23 protein-coding genes, 2 pseudogenes and 1 other annotated feature are annotated in these 22,303 nt (G+C 42.9%); of the genes and pseudogenes, 23 read left to right on the top strand and 2 right to left on the bottom strand.

Features of this window, described 5'->3' with window-relative positions; all coding sequences use genetic code 11:
* Positions 1–87: 87 nt before the first annotated feature.
* From BMX30_RS03550 to pheA, 20 genes and pseudogenes are all read left to right on the top strand, one after another.
* Positions 88–1,110 (top strand): SPOR domain-containing protein, encoded by a 1,023-nt coding sequence (locus BMX30_RS03550; protein ID WP_090741264.1) that lies wholly within the window; start codon positions 88–90, stop codon positions 1,108–1,110.
* Positions 1,111–1,311: 201 nt separating this feature from the next.
* On the top strand, positions 1,312–1,884 hold the full coding sequence (locus BMX30_RS03545) for a Maf family protein (RefSeq protein WP_090741262.1): 573 nt from the start codon (positions 1,312–1,314) through the stop codon (positions 1,882–1,884).
* Positions 1,885–1,970: 86 nt separating this feature from the next.
* A pseudogene (gene radC / locus BMX30_RS03540) lies at positions 1,971–2,492 on the top strand (RadC family protein); the annotation flags it as partial.
* A gap of 352 nt (positions 2,493–2,844) precedes the next feature.
* Positions 2,845–3,126, top strand: a complete 282-nt coding sequence (locus BMX30_RS03535) for a hypothetical protein (RefSeq protein WP_244532496.1) — start codon at positions 2,845–2,847, stop codon at positions 3,124–3,126.
* Positions 3,127–3,340: 214 nt separating this feature from the next.
* A pseudogene (locus BMX30_RS03530) lies at positions 3,341–3,487 on the top strand (JAB domain-containing protein); the annotation flags it as partial.
* 158 nt (positions 3,488–3,645) lie between these two features.
* On the top strand, positions 3,646–4,668 hold the full coding sequence (locus tag BMX30_RS03525; RefSeq protein WP_090741257.1) for a rod shape-determining protein: 1,023 nt from the start codon (positions 3,646–3,648) through the stop codon (positions 4,666–4,668).
* 173 nt (positions 4,669–4,841) lie between these two features.
* Positions 4,842–5,729 carry a rod shape-determining protein MreC gene (mreC, locus tag BMX30_RS03520; protein ID WP_090741255.1) on the top strand — a complete coding sequence of 296 codons (888 nt, stop codon included), beginning with the start codon at positions 4,842–4,844 and terminating at the stop codon, positions 5,727–5,729.
* Complete coding sequence (gene mreD, locus BMX30_RS03515; protein ID WP_090741253.1) at positions 5,726–6,244, top strand: rod shape-determining protein MreD; 519 nt, start codon at positions 5,726–5,728, stop codon at positions 6,242–6,244. Before mreC ends, mreD begins: the two co-directional genes overlap by 4 nt.
* Positions 6,245–6,417: 173 nt before the next feature.
* Entirely contained in the window at positions 6,418–7,098 is a 681-nt protein-coding gene (minC, locus tag BMX30_RS03510) for a septum site-determining protein MinC (RefSeq protein ID WP_090741251.1), read from the top strand.
* Between the two features lies 1 nt (position 7,099).
* Positions 7,100–7,903: a septum site-determining protein MinD gene (gene minD, locus BMX30_RS03505; protein WP_090741250.1), complete on the top strand. Its 804-nt coding sequence runs from the start codon at positions 7,100–7,102 to the stop codon at positions 7,901–7,903.
* Positions 7,904–8,365: 462 nt separating this feature from the next.
* A complete protein-coding gene (locus BMX30_RS03500) occupies positions 8,366–9,148 on the top strand; it encodes a M23 family metallopeptidase (RefSeq protein WP_090741248.1) in 783 nt (260 codons plus the stop codon).
* Positions 9,141–10,007 (top strand): M50 family metallopeptidase, encoded by an 867-nt coding sequence (locus BMX30_RS03495; protein ID WP_090741246.1) that lies wholly within the window; start codon positions 9,141–9,143, stop codon positions 10,005–10,007. The genes BMX30_RS03500 and BMX30_RS03495 overlap by 8 nt, the downstream gene beginning before the upstream one ends.
* A 286-nt stretch (positions 10,008–10,293) precedes the next feature.
* On the top strand, positions 10,294–11,766 hold the full coding sequence (locus BMX30_RS03490; protein ID WP_090741244.1) for an Rne/Rng family ribonuclease: 1,473 nt from the start codon (positions 10,294–10,296) through the stop codon (positions 11,764–11,766).
* Positions 11,767–11,903: 137 nt separating this feature from the next.
* Positions 11,904–11,982: a sequence feature (ribosomal protein L21 leader region), on the top strand.
* A 14-nt stretch (positions 11,983–11,996) separates the two neighbouring features.
* Positions 11,997–12,305: a 50S ribosomal protein L21 gene (rplU, locus tag BMX30_RS03485; RefSeq protein ID WP_090741242.1), complete on the top strand. Its 309-nt coding sequence runs from the start codon at positions 11,997–11,999 to the stop codon at positions 12,303–12,305.
* A gap of 12 nt (positions 12,306–12,317) precedes the next feature.
* The gene (locus tag BMX30_RS03480) at positions 12,318–12,650 is read left to right on the top strand and encodes a ribosomal-processing cysteine protease Prp (RefSeq protein WP_090741241.1); all 333 of its coding nucleotides are present in this window, start codon (positions 12,318–12,320) and stop codon (positions 12,648–12,650) included.
* A 12-nt stretch (positions 12,651–12,662) separates the two neighbouring features.
* Positions 12,663–12,956 (top strand): 50S ribosomal protein L27, encoded by a 294-nt coding sequence (gene rpmA / locus BMX30_RS03475; protein WP_090741239.1) that lies wholly within the window; start codon positions 12,663–12,665, stop codon positions 12,954–12,956.
* A 323-nt stretch (positions 12,957–13,279) separates the two neighbouring features.
* Complete coding sequence (locus tag BMX30_RS03465; RefSeq protein ID WP_090741236.1) at positions 13,280–13,828, top strand: Spo0B C-terminal domain-containing protein; 549 nt, start codon at positions 13,280–13,282, stop codon at positions 13,826–13,828.
* Positions 13,829–13,894: 66 nt separating this feature from the next.
* Complete coding sequence (obgE, locus tag BMX30_RS03460) at positions 13,895–15,187, top strand: GTPase ObgE (protein WP_090741235.1); 1,293 nt, start codon at positions 13,895–13,897, stop codon at positions 15,185–15,187.
* 15 nt (positions 15,188–15,202) lie between these two features.
* The gene (locus BMX30_RS03455) at positions 15,203–15,658 is read left to right on the top strand and encodes an ACT domain-containing protein (RefSeq protein WP_090741233.1); all 456 of its coding nucleotides are present in this window, start codon (positions 15,203–15,205) and stop codon (positions 15,656–15,658) included.
* 129 nt (positions 15,659–15,787) lie between these two features.
* On the top strand, positions 15,788–16,636 hold the full coding sequence (gene pheA / locus BMX30_RS03450; RefSeq protein WP_090741231.1) for a prephenate dehydratase: 849 nt from the start codon (positions 15,788–15,790) through the stop codon (positions 16,634–16,636).
* A 304-nt stretch (positions 16,637–16,940) separates the two neighbouring features.
* On the opposite strand, the gene BMX30_RS03445 is transcribed toward pheA, so the two are convergent.
* Entirely contained in the window at positions 16,941–17,471 is a 531-nt protein-coding gene (locus BMX30_RS03445; protein ID WP_090741229.1) for a transcription repressor NadR, read from the bottom strand.
* A 62-nt stretch (positions 17,472–17,533) separates the two neighbouring features.
* A complete protein-coding gene (locus tag BMX30_RS03440) occupies positions 17,534–18,661 on the bottom strand; it encodes an IscS subfamily cysteine desulfurase (RefSeq protein WP_090741227.1) in 1,128 nt (375 codons plus the stop codon).
* Positions 18,662–18,758: 97 nt separating this feature from the next.
* On the opposite strand from BMX30_RS03440, the gene nadB reads away from it, so the two are divergent.
* Genes nadB through nadA form a run of 3 tightly spaced genes read left to right on the top strand, consistent with a single transcriptional unit; the run spans position 18,759 to position 22,278 of the window.
* Positions 18,759–20,351 carry an L-aspartate oxidase gene (gene nadB / locus BMX30_RS03435; protein WP_090741226.1) on the top strand — a complete coding sequence of 531 codons (1,593 nt, stop codon included), beginning with the start codon at positions 18,759–18,761 and terminating at the stop codon, positions 20,349–20,351.
* Positions 20,320–21,153, top strand: a complete 834-nt coding sequence (nadC, locus tag BMX30_RS03430; protein WP_090741224.1) for a carboxylating nicotinate-nucleotide diphosphorylase — start codon at positions 20,320–20,322, stop codon at positions 21,151–21,153. Before nadB ends, nadC begins: the two co-directional genes overlap by 32 nt.
* Before the next feature lie 18 nt (positions 21,154–21,171).
* Positions 21,172–22,278 carry a quinolinate synthase NadA gene (nadA, locus tag BMX30_RS03425; protein WP_090741221.1) on the top strand — a complete coding sequence of 369 codons (1,107 nt, stop codon included), beginning with the start codon at positions 21,172–21,174 and terminating at the stop codon, positions 22,276–22,278.
* The last annotated feature ends 25 nt before the right edge of the window (positions 22,279–22,303 follow it).

The raw sequence follows: 22,303 nt of genomic DNA, 5'->3' as shown, positions 1-22,303 counted from the left end.
ACAAGACGACAAAAGTCTTGTTCTTTTTTTTTGTGCATATGATAGGATTAAACCAATTTTATGTGCAAAGAACGGGAGGGGCTGACATTGGACAAGCACAAAATGATTACCATCAAGATTAACGGCAAGGATCGCCCACATAAGGATGTTGAACGGAAGAAAGAAGTAAAGGTTATCAAGGAAGATAACCAAGACAAAGGTGCTCAAGTGGTCCCCAAAACAAAGATTAGAGCGTGGAACGAAACAGCGGCGGCAAAGGAACCTGTTGAAGATAGCTTTGATTGGATTTTACCAGAGACAGTAAAGGACACAGAGGTAACCGGGAATAAATCAGTACTTAAACCTAAGCCGGCGAAACAAAGGGGGCTGCGCTTACCTGGTTTGCCAACAAATACTAAAAAGTCACGGAAGCACTCGCCAATCATCCCAGGAGTTGCATTGAATATTTTTTTAGCGGTAGCTGTAGGATTAGGGTTTGGGATGATTATTCTTAATATCGTTAAATCGGATCAGGTACAAACCGCCGAGCAGAGTGTGACGCCTCCTGCTGAGGAAAAAGATCAACACGCAACAGCTGGAACACAAGTAGCAGAGCTCCCAGCGATTTCAACATTCGTTGTTCAAGGTGGAGTATTCTCAACGAAGGACTCAGCCGACACCGCGGCGAAAGGTCTCGGGGGACAAGGAATCTTTGCTGCCGCTGTCCCAGTGGACGGGAAATTTGCTTTACTGCTTGCAACGGCAGGGTCCATCGAAGAAGCGAAAGCAGCAGGAGACGAGCTTGAAAGCAAAGGGGCAGAAGTGTTTGCAAAACCCCTGGAACTTGCCGGATTTAGCGTTGCAGGCTTGACGACGGAAGAAAGTTCAGTGTTAAAACTAGCGCCGGAGCTATTTGCGAACCTATCAAGTGGGAACGGGAATGCCGATACGATTAGCGCTCAGCTAAACCAGCTAAAAGAAATTGATGAAAAGAAAATTAACAATAAAGAGGTTCTCTCTGCTAAGAAAAGTTTAGAATCAGCAGCAACTGCATTTCAATCTAGCGATAAGACTACACTAGAAAAAGCCAATCTAGCTTTTCTTGCTGCTTGGCAATCGTTAGGGAAATAATGACAAATGCAGCGTGTTTTCCTCATTCTATACGAGTATATTTTCTGGGAAATACAACAAAATAACAGGGTCTGTCGTAGCATTCGACAGGCCCTGATTTTTTTCTCTGCTTTTAGGTGACTAAAGATTGTGAGAAGGTTGTAAGTTTGATACGATGATGATGTATCTCCCTAAAATGCAAATAGTTAGAAAGGTGATTGTATGCAGCGACTTATTTTAGCCTCATCCTCTCCACGACGAAAAGAACTTCTTGAAAATCTCCACTTACACTTTGAAATTTCCAGCAGTAATGTCGATGAGAGTTTTAGTCCGGAATTGACACCAGAAGACGCCGTAATGGAGCTGGCATCGCGAAAAGCGAGTTTTATCGCTGAGAAAGAACAAGATGCGTTTGTGATTGGCTCTGATACGGTGGTGGTTCATGACGGAGAAATTCTTGGAAAGCCAACCGATGAGGCTGAAGCTTTATCGATGTTGAAAAAGCTTTCCGGGAAAACTCATTCCGTCTATACCGGAGTATCGATTATTGCCCCAGAAACAGAAACCCAGTTTTATGAAAAAACAGATGTGACATTCTGGGAGCTGTCACAGGAAGAAATGGACGCGTATATCCGCAGTGGTGAACCGTTTGATAAAGCAGGAGGCTACGGGATTCAAGGATTTGGTAGCTTTCTTGTCCGTGGAATTACAGGAGATTATTTCTCCGTTGTCGGGCTGCCTGTTTCCAGAACGGTACGCGAATTAAGAAAAATCGGATATGTCCTTCCGTATTAACAGTAGGTAACAAGACATCATTCTTCTAAAAACTGCTCCCTGTCACAATCCGATAGGGAGGAAAGATGTTGACTACTCAATCGATTATGATCAAGGATTACCCACAAAATGAACGTCCGCGGGAACGGTTTATTATTAATGGTCCCCAAAGTTTATCGAACCACGAGTTGGTTGCAATTATTTTAGGTACGGGCACAAAAGAAGAATCAGTGCTACAACTTGCTAACAGACTGCTAGCAGAATTTGAAGGCCTACGATTACTGAAAGACGCCACGCTTGAAGAGCTAACGAAAATAAAGGGAATCGGTCAAGCAAAAGCGATTCATTTACTTGCTGCCGTTGAGATTGGTCGGCGACTTGCAAGTCATACCCATGAGGATCGCTACGTGATTCGTTCACCGGAAGATGGTGCTAAATTTTTAATGAATGATTTGAAATACCTTTCGCAGGAGCACTTCGTTTGCTTGTATTTGAATACGAAGAATCAGATCATTCATCGTCAGACAGTTTTTATCGGTAGCCTAAATGCCTCGATAGTTCACCCACGCGAGGTCTACAAAGAAGCCGTTCGCCGCTCAGCTGCTTCCATTATATGTGCCCATAACCATCGTGCGACACGTTCATAACTGAAAAGGTTATGCACGCTGTCCGAACGTCAATTTGACAAGTAAGAGAGTCGTGAACTCTTAACTCGATAGGTAGAATGATAGGGTAACGCCTTGAAATGCCTGCTCTAATACTCCGACATGCGATATTCGAATGTGTATAAGAATGTGGTGTGAAGCTCGGTGAAGTCGGCTGAATGTTGCCGTAGTGCCAATCTAATTGGTAACCGAAAGCTAACTAGAGGTAGTTGGTGTAACTGATAGGTCGGGAGTCGTTAAAACTTAATATGGTGAGAATGTGGTAAAACACTGACGAACTAGCGAACGAAATGTCTGCAAGTGGGACTACTCAGAAATGAGTAGACTTGATGAAAATTCAAGTGCGTTCCGTGGGCGAGTAATTATGGTGGTTTCGAAAGCTCCATGCATCGTTAAAGGCGATGGAGAGGGCGCCAGGCAAGAGCTAGCACCTAAGTTAAGTATAGATAGAGTTAAGGGAACGTGGAAAGCTATCAACATGGAGTGTGCACACACGATGAAATGGTGGGAAGAAAAGGATTCGTCTATAACTTCCTTTTATGGTAGTGAGAGTAGAGGCAGGAGCGTTGAAGTTTCTGTAATGGAAACTGAGCAATAGCCTCAAGTCGTTTCGTCTAAACTATTTCAACTCAATCATCTCAAGGATTCTTGTGTGACTAAAAAGGAATTAGGGATTCTAATTAAATTTAACAGATTGAGGTAAGTGAAATAGAATACAAACGATGGAATGCCGTGTGCGATGAAAGTTGCATGCACGGTGTGGAGCAGGGGAAAAGGTGGAGATCAATTCAAAGCCTTACCTATTGCTATCTTCCGGCGATTGTTCACCAAGTCGAGAGGATATTGAAGTTACCAAGCGTTTGGTTGAATGTGGGAAAATGCTGGGAATTGACTTGTTGGATCACTTGATCATTGGCGATAATAAATATGTTAGTTTGAAGGAAAAAGGGTATGTTTGATACTAGGATTTTAAATTTGGTTACGCTATAATATATCTTATGGTTTTTGCACGAGGATGAAGCTGTTATACCATTAATATGGCCTAATAAAACGACATCGCTGTGAATATAGATAACCGGTTTTAAATGCATTTTGTTGAGAAAGGGAGATACAAACTATGCTAGGAATTGGGACAAGGGACCTGGGGATCGACTTAGGGACCGCTAATACTCTGATTTATGTAAAAGGAAAAGGAATCGTCCTTAGGGAGCCGTCAGTTGTGGCGTTCCAGACGGATACGAAATCGATTGTTGCCGTCGGGAATGACGCGGAAAACATGATTGGCCGAACACCAGGAAATGTCGTTGCCCTCCGCCCAATGAAGGACGGTGTCATCGCTGACTACGAAACAACCGAAACAATGATGAAGTACTATATTAAGCAAGCAACCCGGAATAAAGGCTGGTTAGCTGGCAAGCCGTATGTGATGGTCTGTGTGCCATCAGGGATTACCGCGGTTGAAGAACGTGCGGTTGTTGATGCAACCCGTCAAGCTGGAGCACGTGATGCCTTTACGATTGAAGAACCATTTGCTGCAGCGATTGGTGCGAACCTTCCTGTATGGGAACCAACTGGTAGCATGGTTGTTGATATCGGTGGCGGTACGACGGAAGTAGCGATTATTTCCCTTGGAGGAATCGTTACATCTCAATCGATTCGCATTGCCGGTGACGAAATGGATGATGCCATCATCAATTATATTCGTAAAAATTACAATCTGATGATTGGTGAGCGCACAGCCGAAGCGATTAAAATGGAAATTGGTGCTGCAGGTGAAGCAGAAGGCATTGAAAACATGGAAATTCGTGGCCGCGACTTGTTAACCGGTCTACCGAAAACCATCGAAATCACTGCCGATGAGATTTCAGGTGCGCTTCATGATACCGTTTATTCGATTGTCGATGCTGTAAAACTAACCCTTGAAAACACACCACCAGAACTTGCGGCTGATATCATGGACCGTGGGATTGTTTTAACAGGTGGTGGAGCATTGCTTCGTAATCTTGACAAAGTCATTGCTGAAGAAACAAAGATGCCTGTTCTTATTGCTGAAGATCCACTAGACTGCGTTGCGATTGGTACGGGTAAAGCACTAGATAATATTGATTTATTTAAAAACAGAGCAAAAGAATCTAGATAAAACGAAAAGCGAAAGCGACCGGTTTAACAACGTAGGGAGAATTCCACTAGCCGCTAGCCGCTGAAGCAAAACATCAAAAAAAGGATTAGCGCCTTGTTCCATTAAATTGGACAAGGCGCTGATGCATCGAATGAAATGATCTTACTTTTTTATAGAAATTTGAGGTGTAAAAAATGCCACAGTTCTTTCTGAATAAACGACTTATAATTTTGCTTGTGAGCATTATTATCCTCGTGGCATTGATTGGTTTTTCGATTAGGGAGCGGGATGAATTAAGCTGGGCGGAAAAGTTTGTTAAAGATACAACTGGTTTTGCTCAGTCACTTGTAGCGACACCGACACAATATGTGATTGGCATCTTTGAGAATATGAAAGATTTGCAAAATACATATGAAGAAAACAAAGAGTTGAAGAAACATCTTGAAGATATGGCGCGCCTTGAAGCGAAAGTATACTCGCTTGAAAAAGAAAATGCCGAGCTAGCGGAGATCCTCGAAATTGAAGGCTCAATTGGGGATTATGACCCGATGCAGGCTACGGTTATTTCTCGTAGTCCTGACCGACTCTGGCATGAGATGATTATCGTCAATAAAGGCTCCTCACATGGAGTTGAAAAGAATATGGCTGTTATGACAGCGAGGGGATTGATTGGGAAAGTAAAAAGTACCACGCCATTCACCTCAACGATTCAACTTTTAAGTGCACTTGATCCGACGAATCGGATTTCAGCGGCGTTACAGGGCGATAAAAAGCTTTTCGGAACCATCGAAGGCTATGATAAAGAAAATGAATGGCTTTTATTAAAAGGATTACCTGTTGATGCCGAAATCGAGCCAGACCAAATGGTCGTCACATCTGGACTTGGTGGCGTTTTCCCTGGCGATGTACCGGTTGGAAAAGTCGTTGAAGTTGTCCCAGATCAGTTTGGATTAAACCAGACGGCCTATATTAAGCCAGAGGCTGATTTTTACAATATCGAGCATGTGATGATTTTAACGAGAGGCATGGCGATTCCAGAGCAAATTGAAAATGATGAAGAAAATGAGGGGGAGGATTTGTGAAGCGTTATTTAATTCCTCTTTTACTCATTTTTCTGTTCATTTTTGAAGGCTTATTTACGCAGCTTTTCCCTGCGGATTTGTTTAATGGAGATTATATCTTTGTTCCGCGCTTCTTGATTATTAGCATCTTTTTTTTAGCAATCTATGGAAGTGTTAAACATGGCATCATCTATGGATTTTTGTTCGGATTAGTTTTCGATATGGTCTATACAGAGGTTATTGGGATTTACTTGTTCTTGTTCCCGCTGGCTACTTATCTTTTTATAACGATTATGAAAGTGATTCAAACAAACATTGTTCTTGTTTCGTTTGTATCTTTACTAAGTATTGCTTTTCTTGAGGGTAGCGTTTACTTTATGAACTTGTTGATCCATATTACAGATTTGGACTTTACAAGCTTTTCAGAGATTCGCCTTGTTCCAACTTTAATTTTAAATCTTATTTTTATCATAATCGCTGCGTACCCGTTTAAACGACAATTTGAGAAATTTGCCGAAGAATTACGGAATGATTAAAAAAATCTCGTGTATATCGGGATAATGACCTATGCAGATTGGATGCGTGCCTTGAGGTCGTCCTTAAGGCCCATAGAAGCGCTTTGCGGAAGAAATATCATTCCTCTGCTATTCTAATAAAGGAATTCGGGCGTCGATGTCGAATTTCTTTTATCATTGAGGTGAACATCTTTATGAAAAAGACACAAAATGTGACAATTAAAGGGACTAAAGACGGATTAACACTCCATCTCGATGATACTTGCTCATATCAGGAGCTTAAACAGGAGCTAGATCGCAAACTCTCCAACTCGACCCGCGTACAGGAAGAAAGTAAACTTTTATCTGTTAAGGTCAAGGTTGGAAACCGTTATTTAACGGATGAACAACAAGAGGAGCTAAAGGATTTAATCCGCCAAAAGCGCAACCTCATTGTTGAAGAAGTTGAGACAAACGTGTTGACTAAGGAAGAAGCGGAACGGCTTAAACAAGACGGTGAAATTGTCTCGTTGGCTCGAATGATCCGCTCAGGCCAAGTGGTTGAAGTAACGGGGGACTTGCTATTAATTGGTGATGTCAACCCGGGTGGAACCGTGAAGGCGAGTGGAAATATTTTCATCATGGGTGCCTTAAAAGGAATCGCCCATGCTGGGTGTACTGGGAACGATGAAGCGGTGATTGCCGCATCGATCATGAAACCGTCGCAGCTCCGTATTAGCGATTGCATCAATCGTGCTCCTGACCAAGGTACCGATGAAGAAGGCAAACCTATGGAGTGTGCTTATATATCCGAAAATCATCAAATTATTGTTGATAGACTACAAGTTTTAATTCAGCAAAGACCAAATTTAACTAGATTCGAAGGAGGCCGCTAGAGTGGGAGAAGCAATTGTAATTACATCTGGAAAAGGCGGGGTCGGTAAGACAACAACTTCAGCCAATATTGGGACAGCTTTGGCCCTTCAAGGTAAAAGAGTCTGTCTAGTCGATACGGATATAGGTCTACGGAATTTAGACGTTGTAATGGGGTTGGAGAACCGAATTATCTATGATTTGGTAGATGTGATTCAAGGTAGATGTAAGGTTCATCAGGCGCTCGTTAAAGATAAGCGCTTTGATGACAAGTTGTATCTGTTGCCGGCAGCACAGACGACAGATAAAACTGCTGTTGAACCTGAGCAGATGAAAAAATTAATCACTGATCTTAAGCAAGATTATGATTATATTGTTATTGACTGCCCAGCTGGAATTGAACAAGGCTATAAAAATGCCATCGCTGGAGCAGATAAGGCGATTGTTGTCACAACGCCTGAAGTTTCAGCTGTACGTGATGCCGACCGCATTATTGGACTTCTTGAAAAAGAAGAAGGCATTGAACCACCAAAGCTTGTTATTAACCGTATTCGCAGTCATATGATGAAATCCGGTGACATGCTTGATGTCGATGAAATCACGACGCATTTGTCGATTGATCTCATCGGAATTGTTGCTGACGATGATGAAGTAATTAAAGCTTCCAACCACGGAGAGCCAATTGCTTTGAACCCTAACAGCAAGGCATCACTTGCCTACCGTAACATCGCGCGCAGAATTCTTGGAGAATCTGTTCCATTGCAGCAATTGGACGCAGATGACAAAGGCATGTTTACAAAGATTAAGAAGTTTTTTGGTGTACGTTAAGAATGTTATTTATAGATTTAAAATGATTAAACCCTGGAGAGTTGTTTCTGGGGTTTTTTGTTGTTTTAAATTGTTCAGTATAAGTGTAAGGATGGGGGAGTTGAAACTTATAGTCTTATTGGTGCCCTAAATGGAAAGGAACAGATGAAGATGGGGCACCAAGTAGGCTGATTGGTGCCCTAAGTAGGAAAAGCCAGAGGAAGAAAGGTCACCAACAAGGCCGATTGGTGCCCTAAGTGGGAAGAGCCAGAGGAAGAAAGGTCACCAACAAAGCCGATTGGTGCCCTAAGTGTGAGGAACCAGAGTAAGATAGGCCACCAATGTGTACGTTTCCAAAGATACTAATATAAATCTATTAAAGTAATTAAACATTAACTTAAAATCTCTTATCAATTTAGCATACTTGTCCCTCCGTCCTCATATAGTGTACAAACTGTCCAATAAAGGAATGGTGGGGGTAACATGGGGTCAAGAGCAGATGATATCCGGAAAAGAATTGCGAAACGTAAAAGGGAGCGGGATCGGGTTGTTGACAAGCGAACCCAAGTTCCAGCTCGAAAGTTGCCTGAGACGGAAGAGCTTTATGGATTTGATAAGCTTCCATCCTATGACATAGAGCCTGGTGATGGAAACCATCCGTTATTCAAGAAGGAAGTATTCATATTTAAAATTCTTGCTTCTGCTTGTGTCGTACTAATTGTGGCCATCCTTTTCCGCAGTGAAGTGGAACGGGTAGCGCCGGTGAAACAATTCGTGAAAACGACAATGGAAACGGAATTTCAATTTGCTGCTGTCTCAAATTGGTATGAAGATCAATTTGGTAAGCCACTCGCGCTCCTGCCAATCAACGAACGGGAGAACATCGCTGATACCAACACCGGCAACACTCATTATGCTCTTCCGGCTTCAGGAAGGATTTTAGAGGACTTTGGTGATAATGGTCAGCGAATCACGATTGAAACAGGCAAGGGAGCCATGGTCCAGGCAATGAATGAGGGATTGGTTCGGTTTGTTGGCACGAAAGAAGGGTTCGGTAAAACAGTCATCATCCAGCATGCGGACAAAAGTGAATCATGGTATGGAAATCTAGCTGATTTCGATGTGAATGTCTATGAGTACATTAGCCAAGGGGCTGCAGTCGGCAAAGCATCGCCAGCTGCAAGTGAAGAGAAAGGCTCCTTTTATTTTGCCATTAAAAAAGGCGATGACTTTATTGATCCCATTGGGGTGATCAAGTTTGAATAAAGCCTTAAGCCTTTTGAAAAAAATCCATATTCATCCGCTGCTTTGGGTGGTCGTTGCTGTTGCAATCGTCACCGCCCATTTTATCGAGCTGTCTTTATTGCTGCTAATCATTTTTATTCATGAGATGGGACATGCAGCGGCAGCTTCTTTTTTTTCGTGGAGAATTAAGAGGATTTCGCTGCTGCCGTTTGGTGGGGTAGCAGAGATGGATGAACATGGAAACCGATCCCTTTATGAGGAGACCGTCGTTGTGCTCGCAGGACCTTTGCAGCATGTCTGGATGGGTGCGCTAGCATATGGTCTTTATGCGATGGGGATTGTTCCTGAATATTGGTATGCTCGGTTTTTCGATTTTAATATGATGGTGTTATTGTTTAACCTTCTTCCTGTATGGCCGCTTGATGGGGGGAAGCTTATCTTTTTGCTACTAAGCTTCCGCAGAGCTTTTCCACTAGCCCATTTGCAAACGATAATCTTTTCAGGGGCTGTGCTTCTCGTGTTTGCTTTTATGATGCTAGTTGTCGGTCCGTTTACATTAAATGTCTTGATTATCGTTGGTTTTCTAGCGTTTTCCCTATTTTATGAATGGAAGCAGCGTCGCTACGTGTTTATTCGTTTTCTCATGGAACGCTATTATGGCAATCAAGGAGAGTTCCGCTCGCTCCTGCCCATAAAAGTGACCGAAGAGGAGGAATTAGCAGCCGTACTTGAACGCTTTCAACGCGGATGTAAGCATCGAGTCATCGTAAAGCAAAAGAACGGGAAGGAAGCTTCCCTTGATGAAAATGAACTTTTACATGCTTATTTTGCCGAAAAAAACCTCCAAGCCAAGATGGGGGACCTAGTGATTCCGTACTAGCTCGAATTTGCATTTTTAATCTATAAAAGAGGATAATACAAAGGCAGGGATGTGATCCCTGTCTATTTTATTTTAAAGTTCTGTTAAAGGACATTGATTATTTTGTTAACCGTTGATTGGAGCGGAAGGCGCTTGACTCCTGCGGGAGCAGCGGGACAGGTGAGACCCCACAGGAGCGCAGCGACGAGGAGGCTCAGCGCCCGCCCCGCGGAAAGCAAGCGCCTGGAGCGGAAATCAACCCTACTTGTTTAACAGAGGATATTTTAAAAGAGCGAGGAAGTTAGTTGTGGAAAGATTAATTATCAATCATTTAACAAGAGAAAAGCGGTTTGCACTTCTCAAAAATGAGAAGCTAGAACGTCTTTACATAGAACAGCCGGGTCAACAATCGTTGGTGGGTAGTATTTTTTTTGGTGTTGTCGAAAAAGTGGTTCCAGGCATGAATGCGGCTTTCGTGAACTTTGGTGAGGATAAAAGCGGCTTTCTATTTCGTGATAAGCTCCCATCCTATGTACTTGACCCACGGAGCAAGGAAGAGAAGAGTAAGCGAGGCATTTCCAGCTATCTTCATCAAGGGGAGAAATTGCTTGTTCAGGTCGAAAAGGATGCTGCAGGTACGAAGGGAGCTAGGCTGACAGCTATCATTGAGCTCCACGGAGACCATATCGTTTATATGCCTTCAGGGAAGTATACCGCCGTATCGAAAAAAATCGCCGATAGCGAGATGAAGAAAAAGTGGCGGGAATATGGTCAACAAATCAAAACAGATGAGGAAGGTTTGATCTTTCGGACGTCCTCAGTGAACCAAAGTGAAGAAAATATTAAAGCTGAGCTCGAGCAACTACGAGAGCAGTACCAAGAGTTATTGCAACAAATAAAAAACAAGAAAAAGCCTGGTCTAGTGGTTGCAAAGGATTTCTTTTACGAAGAGCTAATGACAATGATGGAGCAGTTGCAAAAAGCGGAAGTGATTGTTGATGGCCAAGCTCTAAAGAAAAGGCTCCAAGCAAATCTAGGCGACAACGAGATACGTTATCATCAAAGTCCAGAAAATATTTTTTCTGTTTATGGGGTTGAAAAAGAGATTGAAAGAGCGTTAAAAAGAGTGGTTTGGCTCGATAATGGCGCGTATTTAATATTTGATGAGGCCGAGGCACTGACCATAATAGATGTTAACACTGGAAGATTTTCAGGTAAAAATGATCTAAGAGATACAGTTGTCGCAACCAATAAGCTTGCGGCTGCGGAAATTGCTCGCCAGCTCCGCCTTCGGGATCTTGGCGGGATGGTGCTCATTGATTTTATTGATATGAAAGATCCAGCTGATCGAGTAAGTGTCACGAAGGTACTTGAGGGTGCACTCGCCGGAGATGGAAGGCAAACAAGAATTGCTGGTTTCACTGAGCTAGGAATTTTACAGCTAACGAGGCAAAAAAAGAAAGTAACCATTTCGGAAGCGTTGACTACACATTGCACAGTTTGTAGTGGTACCGGAAAAGTGTTGAGTGCCGAAACAATGGCTTTCCGACTTGAACGGGAACTTTGGGAGCATCGTCAATCTGATTATGATGCGGTTTTAATCGCAGCTACGGATGAAGTTTCAAGTGTATTTTCGGGGGAAAGTGATGTTCATCGGTTAAGAATCGAAGAAGCCGTTGGACTGAAGATCTATTTTAGTCAACTAGATTCGGCCAAGCCGGACTACAGCATCCGTCAACTTGGCACTGTCGCAGAGATTTCTGCTAAGGTAAAAAAATAATTTAGGTTTCCATCAGTTGGGTATTCTCACGTTCAAAGATGTATGTTAAAGTTAGGAACAGGATTAACAGAAAAGCAGATTAGGATTGACAGAGATATAATCCTATGATAGTATTTTCATGTTATGTTTGTAGCGCACCCGTGCTACAACCGCACAGACCAGGTATAAGATTTGCAGTTTAGCAAACGCCTGCGGATGGCGAGTCTGAGTCTAAGAGGAGGTGCAGTGGAATGTACGCAATTATCGAAACTGGCGGCAAGCAAATCCGTGTAGAAGAAGGACAAGCAATCTACATCGAAAAGCTTAACGCTGAAGCTGGTGAAACAGTTACTTTTGACAAAGTTTTATTCGTAGGTGGAGAAGACGTGAAGGTAGGAAGCCCAGTTGTTGAGGGTGCTTCTGTTTCGGCTAAAGTTGAAAAACAAGGCCGTCAAAAGAAAATCATCGTTTTCAAATTCAAAGCGAAGAAAAACTACCGTAAAAAGCAAGGTCATCGTCAGCCATACACTAAAGTTGTTATTGAAAAAATCAACGCTTAAGGTTGGCTATCAATGATTGACGCTGTGATTTATCGTACACAATCCGGTGCCATTCAATCTTTTGCTATTAGCGGCCATGCATTTTTCGCCGAACGGGGTCAAGATATCGTCTGTGCAGGCGTATCCGCTGTATCCGTCGGGGCCATCAATGCGGTGCATGCCTTAACCGGTGTCACTCCTGAGATTGGTCATGATGAGGACGGCTTTCTCCGCTGTACCCTACCGGAAAAACTTCCGGAGAGTATAAATGAGAAAGTACAACTTCTTCTCGAGGGAATGGTTGTCTCATTGCAGACGATTGAGGAAGAATATCGAGAACACATAAAAATTACCTTCAAAAAGTAGGAGGTGGAATACATGTTATTGAAATTGGATCTTCAATTGTTCGCTTCCAAAAAGGGAGTAGGTTCTACAAAGAACGGACGTGACTCTCATGCAAAGCGCCTTGGTGCTAAGCGTGCAGACGGTCAATTCGTTTCTGGTGGATCTATCCTTTACCGTCAACGCGGTACAAAAATTTACCCAGGTGTAAACGTGGGTAAAGGTGGCGACGATACACTATTCGCTAAGGTTGATGGCGTTGTTAAGTTCGAACGTCTTGGCCGTGACAAAAAGCAAGTAAGTGTTTACCCAACAGCTCAAGAAGCTTAAGTAAACGTGGAAAACCCTAGCCGATTCGGTTAGGGTTTTCTTTTTTATGGATGTGTTAAAGGGGTTGTTGATTTCCGCTCCAGGCGCTTGCTTTCCGCGGGGCGTGCGGTGAGCCTCCTCGTCGCTGCGCTCCTGTGGGGTCTCACCTGTCCCGCTGCTCCCGCAGGAGTCAAGCGCCTGGAGCTCCAATCAACAATGTCTTTAAAACAGCCTTTTGCAAACTTACACTTCTAATTCCCTCCTTTTAAAACGATTTTGCTTACCTTTTCCATCTTTTTTGTTATACTTACAAAAGACAGTTTTCTATGATTAGGAGTATTTTTATGAAAAAAGAGTGGGATACCCTTGAGGTATTAAAGCATGCACGCCATGATTGGCTCAATCGACTACAATTGATTCAAGGCAATTTGTCTTTAAATAAAGTGGACAGGGTGAAAGAAATCATTGGGGAAATCATTGTCGAGGCTAGGCAGGAAGCCCAGCTTACGAATCTGAATCTCCCACAGTTTGCCTCTGCGCAATTAACCTGCAACTGGGATCAACACTATTTTCGGCTTGACTATGAGGTAAATAAATCATCTACCATTCAACATCTTGATGACAAGGTGCTTGCCAACTGGACGAATGAACTATTTGAGATTTTAGATGCTTCGGTTGAAAAATTTCAGGAAAATCATCTTTCGGTCATGATTCAAGCTGATGAAGAAGAAACCCGTTTCTTTTTTGATTTCAGCGGAATACTAATCAATACATCGAATATCATTCAGTTTTTGGAAAAACCGTTAAATTCAACAATGTCCGTCCGTGCGACGGCGGTAACGGATGAGGAAATCTCATTCGAGGTTTTTACGATTGCTGCTGAACGGGTATGATAATACTGAAAACTAACCTAACCATGTAAAATCAAATTCATTCAAGACAGGTGGTTATTAAATACAATGTTTGTCGATCAGGTAAAGGTTTATGTTAAAGGTGGAGACGGTGGTAACGGAATAGTTGCTTTCCGTCGTGAGAAATATGTACCAAACGGAGGACCAGCTGGTGGCGATGGCGGCCGCGGAGCCAATGTCATTTTTGAGGTTGAAGAAGGCTTGCGCACACTAATGGATTTCCGTTATAAGCGTCATTTCAAGGCACCACGTGGTGAACATGGGATGTCGAAGAACCAGCACGGTAGAGGAGCTCAAGACATGATCGTCAAGGTTCCACCGGGTACGATTGTATCCGATGCTGAAACAGGAGAGGTCATTGCAGACTTAACCGAACATGGTCAACGGGCTGTCATTGCCAAGGGTGGTCGCGGTGGACGAGGCAATAGCCGCTTTGCTACACCTGCCAATCCAGCACCAGAGCTATCGGAAAACGGCGAGCCAGGACAAGAAAGAGATGTAGTCCTTGAGTTGAAACTACTCGCTGATGTAGGCCTTGTCGGCTTCCCAAGCGTAGGAAAATCAACATTGTTGTCGGTTGTTTCAGCTGCTCGTCCTAAAATAGCTGAATATCATTTCACAACGATTGTTCCAAACTTAGGAATGGTTGAAACGGAAGATGCTAGAAGCTTTGTTATGGCTGATTTGCCAGGGCTGATTGAAGGAGCGCACTCAGGTGTCGGACTAGGACATCAGTTCTTGAGACATATCGAAAGAACACGAGTCATTGTTCATGTGATTGATATGGCAGCCGTTGAAGGACGCGATCCATACGAGGATTATCTAGTCATCAATAAAGAGCTTGAGCAGTATAATCTTCGCTTGACGGAACGTCCGCAAATTATTGTTGCCAATAAAATGGACATGCCAGAAGCGGCAGAAAATCTTGCTGCTTTTAAAGAAAAGTTAACAGACGATTTTCCAGTGTTCCCGATTTCTGCTTTTACAAGGGAAGGCTTGCGTGATCTGATATTTGCAATTGCAGACACAATCGAGAAAACACCTGAGTTTCCTTTACTGGAAGAAGTCGAAGAAAATCCAGGAATTAACCGTGTTGTTTATCGACATGAGGAAGACACGGATAAGTTTAAAATTACTAGAGATCCTGATGGAACCTTTATTATTTCTGGTGACACCATTGAGAAACTCTTTAAGATGACGAACTTCGCGAGCGAGGAATCGACTAGGAAATTTGCTCGTCAAATGCGTGGTATGGGAATTGATGATGCTCTTCGTGAACGCGGTGCGAAGGATGGGGATACCGTTCGCATCCTGAAATATGAGTTTGAATTTGTAGAATAACCACGGGGTGGAGAAATGAAGCCGAATAATTTCGATAAGAAATTTTATCTTGTCAGAGAAGATGTGCTTCCGGAGGCTATGAAAAAGACTTTAGATGCCAAGGAAATGATTGAGCGGGGAAAAGCCGATTCTGTCTGGGATGCCGTCCAACGTGTGGACTTGAGTAGAAGTGCGTATTACAAGTATCGTGATACCGTCTACCCTTTTCACACGGTTGTAAAGGAACGGATTATCAGCTTATTTTTCCATCTTGAAGATCGCTCTGGAACGCTATCCGAGCTCTTAGGCCTTGTCGCAAATGCTGGTTGTAATGTGCTAACGATTCACCAGACCATCCCTCTTCAAGGACGCGCCAATGTTACATTGAGTTTAAACATTGGGGATATGAAGGTTGAAATGGATGAACTATTAGCAAGGCTACGGCGGCTTGAGTTTGTTGAAAAGGTTGAAGTGCTTGGATCTGGGGCTTAATTTTATATAGAAAGAGGGCTTTGAAAATTCCTGAGGGAGTTTCACTGTCCTTACATAATTGCTGGGTTTGGGGTGGTGCGGTGAGTTCTCACTGCACTGCCTTTTTATAAATAGGGGGAGTGAGAAACAATGAAGATAGGTTTTTTGGGGCCGCGGGCTACGTTCACAGATTTGGCTGTGCGCCATTTATTTCCATCGGTTGAAGCCACACCATTTATGACGATTCCAGAATGCATCGATGCGGTTGAGGATGGTACCTGTGATTTTGCGCTTGTGCCGATTGAAAATGCGTTGGAGGGTTCGGTAAATATTACCTTGGACTATTTAATTCATGAAGCTCCGCAATACATTATTGGCGAGGCGACAGCGCCAATTCAACAGCATTTAATGGTCCATCCAGAAAATGAACAGCAGTGGAAACAAACGGAACTCGTTTTGAGCCACTCGCATGCACTTGCTCAGTGTCATAAATTTCTTCACCGCGAAATGAAGGGGATTGTGAGTGAAAGAATGACGTCAACGGCTGCTGCTGCTCAGTATGTGAACGAGCATCCGGAGAAAAACTTAGCGGCGATTGCTAATAGTCTTGCTGCCGAAGAATATGGTCTGTCCATCGTTCAAGCCGATATTCATGATTATGATCATAACCATACAAGATTTGTCGTTTTATCAAAGGAAAAACAAGCATTGCCACAAACCACTTTAGCTAGCAACGGATTTAAAACGACTTTGGTCGTAACCTTACCTTCTGATCGAACGGGTGCGCTTCACCAAGTTCTATCAGCTTTCTCATGGCGTAATCTGAATTTATCAAAAATTGAGTCTAGACCGACAAAGACAGGACTTGGAAATTACTTTTTCATCATCGACATCGAACAGCAAATGGATGATGTCCTCATCCCAGGTGCAATTGCCGAACTCGAAGCCCTTGGCTGCTCTGTAAAAGTGCTTGGGAGTTATCCGTCTTTTAGACTTTAATCGTTAGATGTGACTGGAAAAATAAGCGGAGTTTTTTCCGTTAAATGCAGATTAGAGCTCAATTTGGGGTAAATAGGGGGAGTTTTTCCGTTTATACAAAGCAAAATTACCTATTTTCATGTTTTCGAGTCGAATAAGCGGAATTTCTCCCTCTATTTAAGCTAGTTTTCAGTGTTACTTACTGATTAAGCGGAATTTCTCCGTCTATTTATCAGATCAAAGTATAACCTTCACGTAAAAAAGAAGCCACCCCCCAATAGGTCTCATAAAAACAAGACCCCTCAAAAGTGCAGCTTCAAATTAATTATTGCGTAATCAAAAAATTAGCTTTGCTCATCGCTTCTTCGGCTTCATCCAATATCTTTTCGCTTGGCGCGGCAATGGTGTGAATATGGATGCCTTCGGTTAGTTCTGAAAGGTATCCAGCATTTGTCGAAAGAATTTTTTCCATAAACTGCTTCACTTCACGGCGGTTTGAAACCATAATCGAAGCGGTAAGGTCTCCATAAACGGGGTGCTCAATCCGGACATCTTTAACGGTCACTCCGAGATCAACGAGGATGTTCAATTCCTCCTCTGTCTTTTCCGGGGCATGGCTACAGGCGATTGTTCGTTCGGCGAGAACAACTGGAGAAGACGAATGCATATAAAGATAGCCCTGGCTGGTGGCGATAATCGGTTCATTTCGCGCTTTTAACAACGTGATATCCCCAACAATCACCTGGCGACTGACATTGGTTTGTGCGGCAAGCTCGCCCCCCGTTATAGGCTCGTTGCTTGTTTTTAAAATATCTAATATAAGAGATCGTCTCTCATCACCTAATATCTTTTTCATCGATTTCTCTCCTTATCTAGCTTCCGTAAAAAAATTGTACCATACCTTTTAAGTGAATTCAGTTAAACCCTTTGTTGGGTTCGCGTGAGCTCTGCTAAAATCCGCCCTAGCTCTTTAACATCCGACTCTTCCGTTTGGCGCCCAAAAGAGATTCTGAAAAATTCTTTAGCGGCTTTACCTTTCACTCCGATGGCAGTCATCGTTTTCGATGGATCCAATAAACCGGTATGGCAAGCCGTACCCGTGGAGATGGCAAATCCTCTCCGGTTGCATTCAAGCATGATCCATTGTCCTTCCAGCCCATGAATTCTCATACCAATTATGGCGGGAAGTTGAGCATCATAAATGGTTACTTGATTGGTCAAATTAGTAAATTGACTCACGAAAATCTCCCGCAAAGACGAAAGCCGTTCGCTCTCATCCTCAAGCTTAGATATAGCCTTCTGAGCGGCAGCTGTCATCGCAAGAATACCTGGAACATTGACCGTTCCCGCACGAAAGCCTCGTTCGTGACTTGTCCCCTCAATATAAGGTTTCCAAGCAAGCCTCGGATTTAGATAAACAGCACCAGTTCCTTTTGGTCCGTAAAATTTATGTCCCGAAATCGACAGCGCGTCGACAACGGAAGCGACTTCCCTAATTGAAGTTTTCCCAAACGATTGAACACAGTCACTATGAAGAAGGACATTATTATCCTTACAAACGCGTGCGATCTCTTCAAGAGGCTGTAGTGTTCCAATTTCCGGATTTCCATGCTGAATCGAAACAAGAACCGTATCTTCACGCAAAGCTTTTTCAATAGCCGCAACTTCAATCTTACCTTCAGCGTTAAACGGGAGATAAGTCACTTCGTAGCCTTCTTTTTCGAGCATACGGAGAACATTGTGAACGGAAGCGTGTTCAGCCATCCCTGTGATGATATGCCGTCCTTTTCCACGATTAGCTGAAAGGAGGGCATGAATACTAAGTAAATTGCTTTCTGACCCCCCTGATGTAAAAAATACCCCGTCTGATTCAACACCAAGTAATTTCCCTAGTTCTTTGCGGCAGTTTTCCAACAGGCTATTGGCTGTTGAGCCGATATCGTGGAGACTTTGACTGTTACCGTAGTATTCGGTCGCTGCTTTTACATATAATTCAGCCGCCTCTTGATCCAGCGGACTACTTGCGGCGTAATCGAAATATTTCATCGTCTCTCCCCTAAAATGTAAAAATATCTTGTCATCAGTTTAAATCTATGTAAATATAAGTGTCAAGACACCTGTAAAAACAGGAGGATAAAAAACTATGAAATTAGCGAATGTGCTAATCGTCGGCAGTGGCATCGCTGCTTTACAATTAGCAGCTACATTAAGAAATGATTTGAATGTGATGGTTCTCACAAAGGGATCACTCACAAATGGAAATTCGCATATGGCTCAAGGTGGCGTTGCTGCAGCATTGAGCGCCAAGGATACACCAAAATTACATTATCACGATACGCTTGAGGCAGGGCGAAATCATAATGATTCAGAAGCTGTCCTACAGTTGACGAAAGAAGCGCCTAAGCTCATCAACGAACTTCTGAACAATGGCTGTCCTTTTGATCTTAACGAAAATAGGGAATTTAAGCTTGGGATGGAAGGGGCTCATTCAGAAAAAAGAATTGTCCATAGTGGGGGAGATGCAACTGGAAAAGCGATTGTGAATTTTCTAGTTTCACAGTTAGGTAGCAATATAGTAGTGCAAGACCATACCTTTGTTTACGAGTTGATTGTGAATGACAATGGCCGCTGTATTGGAGTAAAAGGCAAGTTACCTGACGGGACGACAGAAGTTTTTTATGCCGAGCATATTGTCCTTGCAACAGGTGGATGTGGCCAACTGTTTACTTTTACTTCAAATGCAGAAACCGTCACCGGTGATGGTTTGGCCTTGGCATATCTTGCTGGCGCGGAGCTAGTGGATATGGAGTTTATCCAGTTTCATCCGACGCTTCTTTATGTTGATGGACAAACAAAAGGCCTCATCTCCGAAGCTGTCCGTGGGGAAGGTGCAAGACTCGTAACCGAGGATGGCCAGTTGATTATGGAAGATGTTCATCCCCTTAAGGATCTGGCACCAAGACATATCGTTTCGCAAACGATTTATGAATACTTAAAAGCAGGCAAACAAATTTATCTAGATATAAGTAGCATTGAGAACTTCTCAGAACGGTTTCCAACTGTTTCAGCAATTTGCCGTGAAGCAGGGGTAGAACTCAGTGTAGGAAAATTACCAGTCGCTCCCGGAAGTCATTTTTTAATGGGGGGTGTCAAAACGGGTTCTATCGGTCAAACGAACATCAGCGGGCTTTATGCCATTGGTGAGGTAGCTTGTACTGGTGTCCATGGCGCAAATCGACTCGCCAGCAATTCTTTGCTTGAAGGGATGGTTTATGGTAAAAGGCTAGGGAACTGGATTAATGAACAGCGAAGCAGTACCGATTTACAATTCTTTGAAAATGAACGGCAGCCATCTAATCTTTTAAAAGCAAAAAAACTAACGCTTCCAGAACACCATGTCTTACAGCAAACAATGATGGACCGAACAGGCATTATCCGAAATAATGCAGCTCTTACCATGCAAAAAAACTGGTTGGAATCTTATCAGATCCGAGATTGGCTGAATGAGAACCTTGAACATTATTCCACTGAAGAACTAACGACAGTGTTTATGCTAATTACCGCTTGGTTGACTACAGATGCGGCCCTTGCTCGTACCGAAAGTAGAGGGGGGCATTTTCGGGCGGATTACCCGAATGAAGACAACACAAATTGGTTGAAGAAAAAGATTTTATATAAAAGAAACCCAAAAAAGGATGATCGTAGTGAACAAATTAAAGCTGCGCTTACAACTTGAACAGTTTTTTCTTGAAGATATCGGTGAAAGGGACGTCTCAAGTGATTTAATTTTTGGCAAATCAGGCGTTGGGGAAATTGTTTTTATTTCAAAAGCAAATGGTGTCTTTTGTGGCGAAGAAGTCATTCGCACAGGTTTTCAATTGCTGGATCCGAATGCAGAAATAGAACTGATGATTACCGATGGTGAACCAGTTGAGGTCGGACAAAGGCTTGCGGTTGTCAAAGGTCAAACATCGGACCTGTTAAAAGGAGAACGAGTAGTTTTAAATCTAGTTCAACGGATGTCAGGAATTGCGACGAAAACACAGGAAGCTGTTGCGGCGTTAAATAGTTCCCATACAAGAATTTGTGATACTAGAAAAACGACTCCGGGGCTAAGAATGCTTGAGAAATATGCAGTCCGTTGCGGTGGCGGTTTTAATCATCGATACGGTTTGTATGATGCGGTAATGATTAAAGATAACCATATCAGTTTTGCGGGCTCGATTACGAAAGCGGTTGAAGATGTTCGAAATCAAATTGGACATATGGTGAAAATTGAGGTGGAAACGGAGACAAGGGAGCAGGTCCTTGAAGCGGTCGATAATAAAGTGGATTGCATCATGTTTGATAACCGGACGCCGGAGGAAATCAAGGGACTGATCAAACTTGTTCCAGCTGGAATTGCTACAGAGGCTTCAGGTGGCATTTCAATGGAAACTTTACCAACCTACCGTCATACAGGAGTCGATTACATTTCCTTAGGCTTTTTAACACATACGGTTACAGCATTAGATATTAGTGTAAAAGTGAACTTGTAGTATAAGGGGGAGAATGGGATGAATTTGCTTAATGTAGTGGGTACTCAACCGTTAGGATTACCAGATCGATACCGGGAAATGACAACAGAACAGCTTGAAGAACGAGTGCGAGAAATAAAAGAGAAACTTGGGGACAAACTGTTTATTCCGGGGCATCATTATCAAAAAGATGAAGTAATTCAATTTGCTGATGCTACAGGAGACTCATTAAAATTGGCGCAAATTTCTGCTGAAAATACGGCCGCTGAGCATATTGTTTTCTGTGGCGTTCACTTTATGGCCGAGACAGCCGATATTTTAACGAAGAGAGACCAGAAAGTGTATCTTCCTGATATGCGCGCAGGCTGTTCGATGGCGGACATGGCAGATATTTACCAAACTGAGCGTGCATGGACGAAGCTGCTTGAATTATTTGGAGAAACGATTTTGCCATTAACTTATGTCAATTCTACTGCAGCGATTAAATCATTCGTGGGTAAAAATGGCGGAGCAACAGTGACCTCATCTAATGCAGAAAAAATGGTTCGTTGGGCCTTTGAGCAAAAAGAACGACTCCTATTTCTCCCAGATCAACATCTTGGTCGAAATACTGCTTTTAATATTGGAATTGGCCTTGATGAAATGGCTGTCTGGAATCCGATTAAAGATGAGCTGGAATTTGATGGCCCGATAGATAAGATAAAAGTAATTCTCTGGAAAGGACATTGTTCCGTCCATGAAAATTTCACGGTTGAAAATATTCATCAAGTACGTGAAACCTATCCTGAGATGAAGATCATTGTTCACCCAGAGTGTACCCGTGAGGTTGTCGGATTATCTGACTTAGCCGGATCTACGAATTATATAATAGAGGCAATTAATGCTTCCACATCAGGGTCTGCTTGGGCAATAGGGACAGAAATGAACCTTGTAAAGCGAATCATACAGGAACATCCTGATAAACAGATCATCTCTTTAAATCCACATATGTGTCCTTGTTTGACGATGAATCGGATTGACTTACCGCATCTCGTCTGGTGTTTAGATTCAATTGACGAGGGAGTACCGCATAATCTTATTGAAGTTGATGAACTGGTTGCAGAGAATGCTAAAAAGGCACTAAATCGAATGCTCGAACAATCCTAAGTTTTAAAAGGTGTCCTGTCACAAA

Origin of the sequence: Mesobacillus persicus, from assembly GCF_900109925.1 — a bacterium.
GTDB classification, from domain to species: Bacteria; Bacillota; Bacilli; order Bacillales; family Cytobacillaceae; genus Mesobacillus_B; species Mesobacillus_B persicus.
This window is presented reverse-complemented; position numbering and strand designations above follow the sequence as displayed.

Bases quoted from the DNA above. Each gene is read 5' to 3' on its own strand.
- BMX30_RS03545 (WP_090741262.1), top strand. From the start codon at position 1,312: ATGCAGCGACTTATTTTAGCCTCATCCTCTCCACGACGAAAAGAACTT.
- BMX30_RS03535 (WP_244532496.1), top strand. From the start codon at position 2,845: ATGAGTAGACTTGATGAAAATTCAAGTGCGTTCCGTGGGCGAGTAATT.
- BMX30_RS03525 (WP_090741257.1), top strand. From the start codon at position 3,646: ATGCTAGGAATTGGGACAAGGGACCTGGGGATCGACTTAGGGACCGCT.
- mreC (WP_090741255.1), top strand. From the start codon at position 4,842: ATGCCACAGTTCTTTCTGAATAAACGACTTATAATTTTGCTTGTGAGC.
- minC (WP_090741251.1), top strand. From the start codon at position 6,418: ATGAAAAAGACACAAAATGTGACAATTAAAGGGACTAAAGACGGATTA.
- BMX30_RS03500 (WP_090741248.1), top strand. From the start codon at position 8,366: ATGGGGTCAAGAGCAGATGATATCCGGAAAAGAATTGCGAAACGTAAA.
- rplU (WP_090741242.1), top strand. From the start codon at position 11,997: ATGTACGCAATTATCGAAACTGGCGGCAAGCAAATCCGTGTAGAAGAA.
- BMX30_RS03480 (WP_090741241.1), top strand. From the start codon at position 12,318: ATGATTGACGCTGTGATTTATCGTACACAATCCGGTGCCATTCAATCT.
- rpmA (WP_090741239.1), top strand. From the start codon at position 12,663: ATGTTATTGAAATTGGATCTTCAATTGTTCGCTTCCAAAAAGGGAGTA.
- BMX30_RS03465 (WP_090741236.1), top strand. From the start codon at position 13,280: ATGAAAAAAGAGTGGGATACCCTTGAGGTATTAAAGCATGCACGCCAT.
- obgE (WP_090741235.1), top strand. From the start codon at position 13,895: ATGTTTGTCGATCAGGTAAAGGTTTATGTTAAAGGTGGAGACGGTGGT.
- BMX30_RS03455 (WP_090741233.1), top strand. From the start codon at position 15,203: ATGAAGCCGAATAATTTCGATAAGAAATTTTATCTTGTCAGAGAAGAT.
- pheA (WP_090741231.1), top strand. From the start codon at position 15,788: ATGAAGATAGGTTTTTTGGGGCCGCGGGCTACGTTCACAGATTTGGCT.
- BMX30_RS03445 (WP_090741229.1), bottom strand. From the start codon at position 17,471: ATGAAAAAGATATTAGGTGATGAGAGACGATCTCTTATATTAGATATT.
- BMX30_RS03440 (WP_090741227.1), bottom strand. From the start codon at position 18,661: ATGAAATATTTCGATTACGCCGCAAGTAGTCCGCTGGATCAAGAGGCG.
- nadB (WP_090741226.1), top strand. From the start codon at position 18,759: ATGAAATTAGCGAATGTGCTAATCGTCGGCAGTGGCATCGCTGCTTTA.
- nadA (WP_090741221.1), top strand. From the start codon at position 21,172: ATGAATTTGCTTAATGTAGTGGGTACTCAACCGTTAGGATTACCAGAT.